Raw genomic sequence first — 12,007 nt, 5'->3', positions numbered from 1 at the left:
CCTAGTTAAAATGGCATCTTCATGCCAGGTGGCAGTTGCATTCCACCAGTCACTTCAGCCATTTTATCTTTTTGGTTCTCTTCCACACGACGCGCAGCATCGTTGCAAGCTGCAGCGATAAGATCTTCTAGCATCTCTTTGTCATCTTCCAACAGGCTTGGATCGATATCCACTTTACGTACGCTGTGAGAACCCGTCATGGTGACTTTAACAAGACCAGCACCCGCTTCACCGGTCACTTCCATACGTGCGATCTCTTCCTGCACTTTGGCCATTTTGTCTTGCATCTGTTGGGCCTGTTTCATCAGGTTACCCATACCGCCTTTTCCAAACATAGCTATATCTCTTCAATTAAGGGTCTAATAAAGTTGGCTCATCTTACTTAAAAAATAGTGATAATCAATCAAAGCCGTACAAAGTTATGACTCAGGTAGCGACTTAAAGTTCGACTTATCGATAAGCTCGATGGTATTTCCTTTCAAACTGAGCAATTCTGGACTGTAGCTTAAGCTATCCGTTTCAAACTCAGCATCCATCTCAGCCATCAACCATTGAATATGAGTATCACTCATTAATCCTTGGTGCGCCTGAGACAGTAACTCTCTATGGAAACGCTGACGTATCTCTAAGGGCGTTTCACGGGTGGTGTCACTTCCCACAGAAACCGCAATATTAACCTCTTTATCTAAGGCTCTTCCCAGCGCTTCCTCTAATTGGGTTATCGCAATATCAGCAGCAAGATGCTTCTGATTAGGTTTTAATAAGAGCGCAAGAGGTTCAATGAAATGGTGGCAAACAGAGTTAACCGCCAGTTGGCGTACTCGTCCCCCCACATCCAGTGCCGACATCAAACGATACCATTTAAGATCGACCTCATTGCCGCTCACACTGCCATCATCAGCTAAGCTAATCTCAGCTGCCAGCATCTTATCTTCTGGCTCAGAAACAGATTCCTCAAGCTCAGAAGCTTGAGTTGATTCACTCTCTAGGTCTTCTACGTTAGGCGTTGCATCGCTTAACGTCTCTTCAACAGAAGGAGTTAATGGCTCCTCCCAAGGTGGCCTATCCTCGTTATCAGCGACGTTAACATCAACTTCATTCTCACCAGTTTCATCACCATCACTTTTATCAGCTTGGTGCTCTGCTTGATGAGCAGTTTGATTATCTTCGCTTTGAATTGGCTCTTGAGGCTCTGCTACCGGTGCTTGTCGCTTAGGCGGAACAAACTCTTTTCGCTGGGGATCAGACTTTTTTCCATCACTCTCCTTAGGCTTATCAGCACTAAGTTGAGTCAACAAACTATCTCTCGCCGCTAAAACAGCATCCAGAATATCATCTTCCTCTGGACCATCAGCAGCTGAAATCTCAGCTGAACGGGATTCATGACTCTCAGCACTTGGCTCTGGCGTTGAGTATGCACCTTGCTCGGCAGTGTCTTCTGAATAGGGGTCTGAATAATCCTCATGAAACTGCTCTTGATACTCATTTTGAGCATCGAACTGAGCCGCTTGAGCATAGTACTCATCGGGAACCACATTAGGATCTGAGTCAGATGACTCACTGCTTATTTCAACAGCACTCTCTGTTCGCTCAGGGATAACCTCAGACTGCGATTGAGTTGACTCGGGGACAACTTCAGCTTCTTTTACATCAACAGATGCTTGTAACTCAGTGGAGTCTGTACTCTCTTGCTCCATTCCCTGACTTGCTGCCTGACTTAATATCAAGGTTTGTTCACTGTTTAAGCTCTCAAGATCAGCATCTTGATCATCTGACTCTTCAGGTTCATCGGAGGCGGAAGCTAAAACGGGTACGTTTTCCTTAGCACTATGATCTGCACTATCAGATGTACTACCAAACTCAGTTGCAGGCTCGCTCTCCTTTTGTAGCTTGAGCTCAGGAGACTCAATATCACCTATTCCATCAAGAGACTCTGCAGGTGGTATCGCTGCATTTGTAGTTAAAGGCGTGGAAATTTGAGTAGCCTCAACAGCATGAGCGCTTGGCTTAGCATCATTAACATCAGGCACTGAAATAGTGGCAGGCTTATCGACAATCCAACGCTTAACAGGTACCTCTGGCACAAATGACACCGCTCTGAGTAGTGCCATCTCCAGACCCGATTTAGGATCAGGTGCATGGGGAAGATCTTTCCGGCCTGTTAACAGTAACTGGTAATAGAGTTGCACCTGTTCTGGGCTTAACTGTATTGCAAATGCGCTAATCTGCTCACTATAGATGGATAGCTGAGCCGCAGCGGGGGCAAATTGACTTAAGGTTATCTGATGTAACAGTTCAAGTAAGCTACGCAGCACCTCTTCAGGATCAGCACCAAATGAGAGCACTTGGGAGATCACCTGCATAAGGTGCTCAATATCTCCCTGAGTTATGGCGTTAAAAAGCGTGATAACATGCCTTTCATCAATGCTACCTAGCATAGTCTGCACTTGCTTAAGTCTAACTTCCCCGCCACCAAAAGCGATCGCTTGGTCAGTCAAGCTCAATGCATCTCGCATGCTGCCATTAGCCGCTTTGGCTAATAATGTTAATGCTTGATTTTCAAAGACAAGCGACTCTTGAGTCAACACATGGGATAACTGTTGAATGATCTCATCTTGGGTCAAACTTTTTAAATTAAACTGTAAACAACGCGAAAGAACTGTCACAGGAAGACGCTGGGGATCCGTTGTTGCTAGCAAAAACTTTACATGCTCAGGTGGCTCTTCCAATGTTTTAAGGAGCGCATTAAAGCTACTGCGGGACAGCATATGCACTTCATCGATCAAATAGACTTTAAACCGGCCTCGACTGGGACGGTACTGGACATTATCAAGTAACTCACGCGTGTCATCGACTTTTGTTCTTGAAGCCGCATCCACCTCAATAAGATCCACGAAGCGACCTTCAGAGATCTCAACACAACTGGAACATTGTCCACACGGGGTTGCCGTGACACCTTGTTCACAATTTAATCCTTTTGCGAAGAGTCGGGCTAAACTTGTTTTCCCCACCCCTCGTGTACCAGAAAACAGATATGCATGATGTAATCTCTGCTGAGTTAGTGCGTTGGTTAACGCATGCAAAACATGAGACTGGCCAACCATTTGCTCAAAAGTGGCAGGGCGCCATTTTCTGGCCAACACCTGATAAGACATGGAACTCCCCAAAGCGTTTCTTTATCAATTTCGGGAGCATGCTCCTCGGATTCTCGCACAATAGCATGCCATGCTAAAACTCGCTACCGAGGAACATTTTTACGCTGCTTTATTCGCCTTCAAACTCGCAAAGTGTAACCAGTTCAAGATCCATCTCTTCAAGACGTTTAGCGCCACCTAAGTCAGGTAAAGAGATCACAAAAGCCGCATGTTTCACTTCACCACCTAATTTGCGAATAAGCTTAACCGTTGCTTCAATCGTACCGCCTGTCGCTAGCAGATCATCAACAACTAATACTTTGTCATTTTCATTAATAGCATCAGTATGAAGCTCTAATACATCATGACCATACTCAAGCTCATAACTTTCAGAGATCGTTTCACGTGGCAATTTGCCTGGTTTACGCACTGGGACGAAGCCAACACCAAGCTCTAACGCTAACGGAGCGCCGAATAGAAAACCACGTGCTTCAGTACCGACTATCTTAGTAAAACCATGGTCTTTATAGTGTTGAACTAAAATATCCATGGTTGCTTTATAAGCGGTATGGTCTTCAAGTAGACTGGTCACGTCTCTAAATAGGATCCCGGGTTTTGGATAATCCGGGATAGTTTTAATACTCTGTTTTATTATCGCTAAGCTATCGTTATTCATGCCATCATCTTTTGGTTTTGTCGACAAGTTTAGCTGCCGATGTTTTAAAATCCGGCTAAAGCTTAAGCCGCTTTAGATTCAGTTGCAACAAGCTGGAGTGCTAATTAGGAGTATTTTGACGAGGGGATCTCATAAACTCATAAGCATGCTCCCTTTTACAATGATTTATACACTCGTTAATCCTCTAATTCAGGGATCTGCCTAAGGTACAACCCCAATCCAATCGCAAAACATAAAAGAATCACCTTCACCCAAATTATAGGGACAATAGTAATGCTAACAGCAAAACTTAAGCCACTGACAATGTATGCCTTTCTCTTTAAGCCTTTTCGTATAGCCCGTTTTTCATCCCAGTCATTTAGCGCCTCTGAAAACCAAGGGTGATTCATTAACCATAGATGTAAACGCTCGCTCGAACGTGCAAAACAGAATGCCGCTAACAGGATAAATGGTACGGTTGGCAATATGGGCAGCGGGATCCCCAATAAACCTAAAAATAAGCTACACAAGCCACAAATAAGATAAAAGCCACGCTTTAAAACCATCTCAATCCTCAACAAGATATGCAGCAGCTATTTCCAGATAAAATAGCCTGTTCACAAAAGCCTCTGAGTATAAAAACAAATCCCCTTCATCGCTATCCTTACTATCAGGAATAAGCACTTCCATGTACAAAAAAACCACTCAAAAGAGTGGTTAGTTTATATGAATTTCAATCAATAATTAGAGCAAGCCACTAAATTTTAACCATGACAATGTCGCTGGTAAGGTTGGTATTAACAACACAAGAATAAAACCAATAAAATAGAAAATGTTAAATGCATCTTTAAACGGCTGACTCATGACTTCCTCACAATAATTTACGACGTTTTATTGATCTAGATCAATTTATGTAGTCATTATAGTGTGAAGCTCACAATTTAGGAAGCGAGTTTAATACCTTTGTTTGAATTCAATCCTTAATCATCTCCTACTTAATTAGGGACAAATTGTTGAATAACTCCTTTCGATGCAAGGTCTTCTAACAGCTGCTTCGCACCTTGGGTTAGCATCGTTTTATCCATATCAGTATAGATACCTGCTAGCCAACTGTTTACATCATCAAGAGTCACAGCTTCATATTGAGACAAAAAACCTAAAACCTGTGCAGATAATGGCGTTAACTGCAAAAATATCACCTCATCATCACCGTCTCGATAGAGGCAGAAAAACTGTGGTGACGAGCTAGGCTCTTCAGGGCAGTACTCTTCGCTAATATGTTGAACATCAAATGAGTATTGCAGCACTTTTGCTGTATCGGCCAAACATATAGGAAACTCAGCAATCCCCCCCTTAATTGGCTTATGTTGTGGGTTCTCTTTAGCGACAGCAACAACTAACTCCATATATTCGTAATGTGCCAGTTCGAGCATGAAGACAGGATCGTTCGGCTGAAATTCGTATTCACTTTGTACAAAAGCTAAAAACTCCTGAGCTATCTCAATAAATATGGGGGTTTGACAGTGATGAGTCACAAAGAAAGTCTGTACTAATGCTAGCCAATCCTCATCGCTATACAAGGTCTTTAACACAGGAAAGGCACTTGAGATAAACCCATCTACATTATTAAAAAACAGCTCCCTATACACTTTCATTCTTCGCGCATCAGTTCCACTGGGTAGTGTTGAGGAAGGCTCTTTTATATGGTCAATAAATGACTGTTGGATCTCTAAAAAGTGCATTATGCTCTCCTAGCTAAATTCGCAATCTCTAGCTGTTGATATTGAGCAATTTGATTGATCTCCTCCAACAAAACAGGTGTTTCTGGAATATTAAAGTCTCGCTCTAACAAAGTGGGAAATACACCATGAGTCTGGTAGCACTCAGCCAACAACTCCCAAACTGGTGAGATCACATCCGCGCCATGAGTATCGACAATCAGATCTTTATCTTCCTCATAATGGCCCGCTATATGGAGGTACTCTATCCGCTCTGTTGGCATAGCTCGCAAAAAAACTTTTGCGTCATATTGGTGATTGATGGAATTAACATAGATATTATTCACATCCAAAAGCATCTTACAGTCTGCTTCATCTAATACCGCAGTGACGAACTCAAGCTCCGACATCTGGGCACCAGGCGCTGTATAAAAAGAGACATTTTCGAGAATAAGCGCGCGTTCTAAAATATCTTCAACTTGTTTTACTCGTTTGGCGACGTAGTGCACCGCCTCCTCCGTAAAGGGGATCGGCATTAAATCGTACATATGACCGATACCTGAGCAATAACTTAAATGCTCAGAATAGACAGAGATTTTATGCTCATCCATGAAGGACTTAATATTTTTTACAAACTGAACATCGAGCGCTGCAGGTCCACCAATCGAGAGGGATAACCCATGACAGAAAAATTCATGCTGCTCAGTTAACTGCTTAAACTGCCGCCCATACTTTCCACCTAAGGTCATCCAGTTTTCTGGAGCGACTTCAAAAAAATTGATCTCCTGAGGAGAGCTCTGACAAAATTCATCGAGCATCTCTCGTCTAAGACCGAGTCCTACTTTTGCACGCTCATCCATCCCACTCTCCTGCTGTTTCATCATATCTAACTAAATTGTAATGCCGACATACACTCAGAAACAATTAAGGCCAGATAAACTGGCCTTAAATTAACAATAGCTCTCACCGGATCTATTGTATCGTTCCAGAGCAATGTTTCAGTGACAAATTACTTACTGCCACCACATTTGCCTTCTCCACACTTACCTTCTTTACCTTTCTTTTTATCGCCGCCACACTTGCCTTCACCACATTTACCCTCTTTGGCTTTCTTCATGTCGCCGCCACACTTGCCTTCACCACATTTACCCTCTTTGGCCTTCTTCATGTCGCCGCCACACTTACCTTCGCCACATTTTCCCTCTTTGGCTTTCTTCATGTCGCCGCCACACTTACCTTCGCCACATTTTCCCTCTTTGGCCTTTTTCTTGTCGCCACCACATTTACCTTCGCCACATTTTCCTTCACCGTCAACAAGCTGGTAACCTGACTCCATTTGGCTATAACCAAATGGATTTGCTTGCGCTTCCGCAGCAAAAGCTGAACCGACAACAACAGTACCTAAAGCAGCAGCAACAACTGTTTTTTTAACTAAATTCATAATGATTTCCTTCCGTATTAATTTAAGTCGTTTTTGTTGCCAACGACATTGTTGTCAGCTGGCTTGCATTAATAGACCCGACACACTTCAATTTTATTTCATTTTTTCTATAACGCTCACATTTATGACGCATAATGAGCACATTCGCAACTTTTTATCCCACTATCAGGCCAGAGCATCAAGATAGTTTTTTGTATCTATTCACAGCTTAATGTAAAATATCTCTGGCCTCTAAGAACCTCTAAGCAATAGGTTTAGGCGGATCCCGCGGCATTATTTTTGAATGTTGATAGTATGGCTGCAACAACACCATTTCCAAAAACGCCTCAAAATGACGCTCAATTCAATCGACTCCAAAGTGGGTCCACTTAATGATCTGTAAGGTAAAGAATCAACAATGCGTGTAATACTTGCTCCAATGGAAGGCGTTGCCGATGCTCCAATGCGTTCACTGCTTACTAGCGTTGGCGGTTATGATCTTGTTATTAGCGAATTTATTCGAGTTGTGGATCAGCTATTACCTGAAAAAGTCTTTTATCGCTTATGTGCAGAATTAGCCTATGGTAGTAAAACCAAAGCTGGAACCCCGGTTAGATTACAGCTACTGGGTCAACACCCAAATTGGATGGCTGAAAACGCCATAAGAGCTATCGAGCTTGGCTCACTCGGCGTTGACCTCAATTACGGTTGCCCAGCCCCCATGGTTAACAGAAGCAATGGTGGCGCTGCTTTACTTAAAGAACCTGAAACTATCTATAAAGTCACTAAAGCCGTAAGAGAGGCAGTGCCTTCATCACACCCAGTTTCGGCCAAAATCAGATTAGGCTGGGATGATAAAAGCCGTTGCGTAGAGATAGCTCAAGCTATTGAATCAGCTGGTGCTACCGAACTCACTGTACATGCTAGAACCAAAGAGGAGGGTTACCGCCCTCCGGCCCATTGGGAATATATCAATTTAATAAGGGAAGCGATTGCTATCCCAGTCATCGCTAATGGTGAAGTATGGTGTCATCAAGATTATTTAAAATGTCAGGCTGCCAGTGGATGCGATGACGTCATGATAGGACGGGGGGCGTTAGCGGTTCCCAATTTAGCCCATGTCATCAAAACCAACCAAGTTAAGATGCCCTGGAACCAAGTGATGCAGTTATTAGTGCAATATTCTGAATATGAAATTGTCAGCGTCAAAGAGAAGTATTACCCAGCTAGAATCAAACAGTGGTTGAAATTTATGGTGAAACAATACCCACAGGCCGACACCCTATTTGCACAAGTGCGCGTGATGAAACAAACTCAAGAGATCCTCGCCCTGTTAAGAAGTGAAGCAGAGAATCAATACCTATAGGCTGCCATAAGTAAAAGCCGACAAAATGGCAGTTAAAGATCAAAGCTATCGCTCATTTGACGCTATTTATCCATATAAATAGTGTAAATGTGACTGAGTTTTGATCTTAGTCATAACGCTTCCTCCTCACCTGTTTAGACTTAATGTCCGATAGAAATATAACTTAGGCATATTCCCGTGAGCAGATCCCACATCAGACATGAATTGTCGAAACTAGAAAGTTGTCTCAGGAAGGAGATAGGTGAGCTTGCCAATAAACACCAAATAAAACTAGAAAGTAAGCAGAGTAGCCTCTGTGAGATTATCGAGGTCTTAACTCAAGCAAAGCTATGTGATGAGCCATTATTTTGTAGACTCACAAAACTCGACGCCGCTTTTTGTCAGCTCGATATTGGACTCTATGGGTTATGCGCTGATTGTGAGAATGAGATTGAACCTGAAAGGCTAGCTTGGGATATGCTCGAACAAAGATGTGCAGAATGCGCTGAAAACTATGAGCATCAACATAGGCAAGAGCTAAGGCTTAATCATTAGCCACCTTATAAACTGATACTTAGCCCCTTATGAATATTGAAGAGCTAACTCACATCTTAAAGTTACCACATAAAAAAGTCGGCTATTAAGCCGACTTTTTATTGGAGCACAAACTAGATTATAGCTTTACACTCGCTTGTAAGTAAAAGTAACGTCCCAATGTATCGTAGGTGTAGGGATCCGTATTGGCATCATTGTTACCTGTGTAATAAGGTGCTTCTTCATCAAGTAAGTTATTAACGCCCGCTGAGATTGTCCATCCTTGTGGAAGGAAGTAAGTCGCCGATATATCATGATAGAGGATACTGTCTGTCGATGGCGCATAGCAAGATGATGGCTTAGCTTGACACGCATAACTGTCCATACCAGAGATATATCGAGCCTGATAACTCGCTCCCCAACTATCTCCCTCAACACCTAAATCAAAGTTAGTCTTATATTTTGCAAATCCACCACTTCCAGAAGTGATTAGTCCAGCATAATCAATAGACTCACCTAAGATAATAGATTCATTTTCAAGTAAGATTGTGGTATCCAAACTTGTTTTCCACGCCAACTCAGCAGCATCGAAAGCATAAGCTAAGTTAATATCAACACCAGAGGTGTTTTCCGCACCTATGTTTTGCAGCTGATTATTGAAGATAATGCGATTACCACCACCCATCTTAATATCTGCAGACTGACAGAGACTAGTTCCAGTATTAATCGGGTTACCTTGAGCATCCATACACTGATCAACAATGTACTGTGAATCAACCAAAGCAATCGAGTTAGTGATTGAGATATCGTAATAATCTGCAGTTACCGAGAAACCATCAAACCATGAAGGAGAATAAACAAAACCTGCAGTAAAGGTTTCAGCCTCTTCCGGTGTCAAGTTAGGGTTACCACCTCGTGTGACTTCCGCTTGATCTTGACCGACAGGATGCTCAACCTGATCGAACGAAGGTGATTTACCTGAATACAGCTCATCGACTGACGGTGCTCTAAAAGCTGTTGACGCAACACTACGAAGCATAAAGTCATCAGTCATACGCCAAGTTAAACCAAGCTTCCAAGTGCTGTCACTGCCAAAAGTGCTGTAATCAAAATACCTAACAGCAGCACTCATATCGACCTGCTCAGCTAAAAACATTCCAGATAGAAGTGGGATCGCTAGCTCTAAATATGCTTCAGTAACGTCGTACTCTCCACCCGTTGGCTCGACCTTTGGATCATTAGCCATCCCTTGAGAAGTTAACGAGTCTGGAATAAACCAAGCTTTTTCTGTTCTATGTTCTAAACCAGTAGCAAAACCTAAGTAACCTGCAGGTAACTCTATCGCTTCGCCCGACAGGTTTGCGGATGCAATAAACATCTCACTGCCACCAGAATTTAACTCAGTATACAGATACTCAGACATGTTCTCTTGAGACCAAGAGCTTTGATCTAACGGGTTAAATGTTCCCTCTTCAATGCCAGTATTAACCGATCCCATGTTGATAAGATTAGCTAGACGATCAACTGAGTCATTACGTCCATAGTTAACAGAGGTATCCCAAGACCAACCATTCTCTAAGTAACCATCGAGTCCTACAACAACACGAACCGTATCAACTACTTGAGAAAAACCACGGTTTCCGACATCCGCCATACGACGTCCATAGTCCAACTCATCTCCATACTCATAACCATGCTCTAATAGGCTATCTCCCATCGCCTCTGTATATGTGAAAGTATCTGTCCATATTGGCTGTGGTGCCATCTGTTGTTCAGACCATCGTTTAGAATACATAGCTTCACTGAACAGATTAATCGAATCAGTGAGTTCAAAGTTACCTAGTGCAGTTAAATTAAGGCGTTGCATTGGTGTATATAAGTAGCTTGATGCATTATAATTATACTTGTCATCATCGGTAAATTCATGCCAGCTACCGTCAAGGTTTCCTTGCAAAGAATCACGTCCATCGGGGCCCCAGATGTGTCCACCTGGAGTATATGAGCTACCTCCACAGTAGAGCTCAATTTTACCATCAGCGCCTGTACGTTCAGCATAATCACACTGCGTTGAATCCCGGTCAGCCATACTTGCTTCACCACGATCCATGTACTGTAAGCCCATAACAACATTACCGCGCTCAAAGCTTCCCCCCATGGTCAGATCGAAGCTTGTTTCACTTGCATCTCCCTGACCAGAGATACCAGTTTGTACATTTGCCTCTAAACCTTCGAAATCATCCTTAAGAATAATGTTTACTACACCAGCTACAGCATCTGAACCATATACGGAAGAGGCACCATCTTTAAGCACTTCGATGCGTTTAATCATAGAAACAGGAATAGTATTCAAATCAACTGTTGAAGCAGCGCCAGTTCCAGAGTTCACCATACGACGGTTATTAACTAGAACTAAGGTTCTCTGAGAACCTAGTCCCCTTAAGTTAATAGAGGCGTTACCCTGAGAACCATTGTTAATCCCTGGATTGGTCATTGCACCACCAGTTGCGGTCATCTTTTGCAATACTTCATCAATAGAAGTTGCACCAGCGGCCTTGATTGCACTGGCATCAATGACTGTAACAGGGCTAGCCGTCTCCATGTCAGTTCGTTGAATGCGAGAACCTGTCACTTCAATGCGTTCAACTTTTGCACCTTCTTGCTGCTCTTCGGCAAAAGCTAAGCCGGAAAATGCAACTGAAGATGCAGCAGCGACAATAAAACTACTGCGTACTGCTTTTGCTGTTAAGGACAAAGTATTCATATATTCTCCCTCATCATATTAACCACTTATTTAGTAGAAAATAAATTCGATGATAATTGTTATTGTTATTAATAGTTTCTAAATGAAGTAAAGGTGACAACCTTATGAACCAATAATGTTAAATACATCGAAACAAGTCAACAGAAGACACATTTAAATAACGACGATGTAAACAATTGATACAATTAACAATTTTAAAATATAAATACCATTAAAATTCAAAAACATAGAGAGGTTCAAAATAAAACTAACAATCACAATAAAATTAAATGAGGTGAATTGAAACACCACAAAAGATACAAAAAACACCACATGTTTTATACTTATTAATTAAGTACCAAGATGCAACAACCCAGAAAACAACGTATCAAAATGAAACGGAAATTAAATTAAAAATTAATAGCACTGAATAAAATAAAGGCCATTCATTATTAAAAAGT

At 42.2% G+C, this 12,007-nt stretch carries 10 protein-coding genes; 2 read left to right on the top strand and 8 right to left on the bottom strand.

Annotated features, from left to right (window positions below; translation table 11 throughout):
* Nucleotides 1-5 precede the first annotated feature (5 nt).
* The 7 genes from SWOO_RS09210 to SWOO_RS09180 all read right to left on the bottom strand — a co-directional run bounded on the left by SWOO_RS09210 (nucleotide 6) and on the right by SWOO_RS09180 (nucleotide 6,948).
* Nucleotides 6-335: a YbaB/EbfC family nucleoid-associated protein gene (locus SWOO_RS09210; RefSeq protein WP_012324424.1), complete on the bottom strand. Its 330-nt coding sequence runs from the start codon at nucleotides 333-335 to the stop codon at nucleotides 6-8.
* Nucleotides 336-419: 84 nt separating this feature from the next.
* Nucleotides 420-3,155 (bottom strand): DNA polymerase III subunit gamma/tau, encoded by a 2,736-nt coding sequence (gene dnaX / locus SWOO_RS09205; RefSeq protein WP_012324423.1) that lies wholly within the window; start codon nucleotides 3,153-3,155, stop codon nucleotides 420-422.
* Between the two features lie 109 nt (nucleotides 3,156-3,264).
* Nucleotides 3,265-3,810 (bottom strand): adenine phosphoribosyltransferase, encoded by a 546-nt coding sequence (gene apt, locus SWOO_RS09200; RefSeq protein ID WP_012324422.1) that lies wholly within the window; start codon nucleotides 3,808-3,810, stop codon nucleotides 3,265-3,267.
* A 176-nt stretch (nucleotides 3,811-3,986) separates the two neighbouring features.
* Nucleotides 3,987-4,355 carry a YbaN family protein gene (locus tag SWOO_RS09195; protein ID WP_012324421.1) on the bottom strand — a complete coding sequence of 123 codons (369 nt, stop codon included), beginning with the start codon at nucleotides 4,353-4,355 and terminating at the stop codon, nucleotides 3,987-3,989.
* A 429-nt stretch (nucleotides 4,356-4,784) separates the two neighbouring features.
* Nucleotides 4,785-5,531 carry an HvfC family RiPP maturation protein gene (locus SWOO_RS09190; RefSeq protein WP_012324419.1) on the bottom strand — a complete coding sequence of 249 codons (747 nt, stop codon included), beginning with the start codon at nucleotides 5,529-5,531 and terminating at the stop codon, nucleotides 4,785-4,787.
* A complete protein-coding gene (locus SWOO_RS09185) occupies nucleotides 5,531-6,367 on the bottom strand; it encodes an HvfB family MNIO-type RiPP peptide maturase (protein ID WP_012324418.1) in 837 nt (278 codons plus the stop codon). The genes SWOO_RS09190 and SWOO_RS09185 overlap by 1 nt, the downstream gene beginning before the upstream one ends.
* A gap of 149 nt (nucleotides 6,368-6,516) precedes the next feature.
* On the bottom strand, nucleotides 6,517-6,948 hold the full coding sequence (locus tag SWOO_RS09180) for an HvfA family oxazolone/thioamide-modified RiPP metallophore (RefSeq protein WP_012324417.1): 432 nt from the start codon (nucleotides 6,946-6,948) through the stop codon (nucleotides 6,517-6,519).
* 397 nt (nucleotides 6,949-7,345) lie between these two features.
* Between SWOO_RS09180 and dusC the strand changes: the two genes are divergently transcribed.
* Nucleotides 7,346-8,293 carry a tRNA dihydrouridine(16) synthase DusC gene (gene dusC / locus SWOO_RS09175; RefSeq protein WP_012324416.1) on the top strand — a complete coding sequence of 316 codons (948 nt, stop codon included), beginning with the start codon at nucleotides 7,346-7,348 and terminating at the stop codon, nucleotides 8,291-8,293.
* A gap of 177 nt (nucleotides 8,294-8,470) precedes the next feature.
* Complete coding sequence (locus tag SWOO_RS09170; RefSeq protein ID WP_012324415.1) at nucleotides 8,471-8,827, top strand: TraR/DksA C4-type zinc finger protein; 357 nt, start codon at nucleotides 8,471-8,473, stop codon at nucleotides 8,825-8,827.
* 118 nt (nucleotides 8,828-8,945) lie between these two features.
* Here the strand turns inward: SWOO_RS09170 and SWOO_RS09165 are convergent, their stop codons facing one another.
* Nucleotides 8,946-11,567, bottom strand: coding sequence for a TonB-dependent receptor plug domain-containing protein (locus SWOO_RS09165; protein WP_012324414.1), 2,622 nt, complete (start codon nucleotides 11,565-11,567; stop codon nucleotides 8,946-8,948).
* Between the last annotated feature and the right edge of the window lie 440 nt (nucleotides 11,568-12,007).

It is taken from the genome of Shewanella woodyi ATCC 51908, assembly GCF_000019525.1.
In the GTDB taxonomy this organism is placed as follows: Bacteria; Pseudomonadota; Gammaproteobacteria; order Enterobacterales; family Shewanellaceae; genus Shewanella; species Shewanella woodyi.
This window is presented reverse-complemented; position numbering and strand designations above follow the sequence as displayed.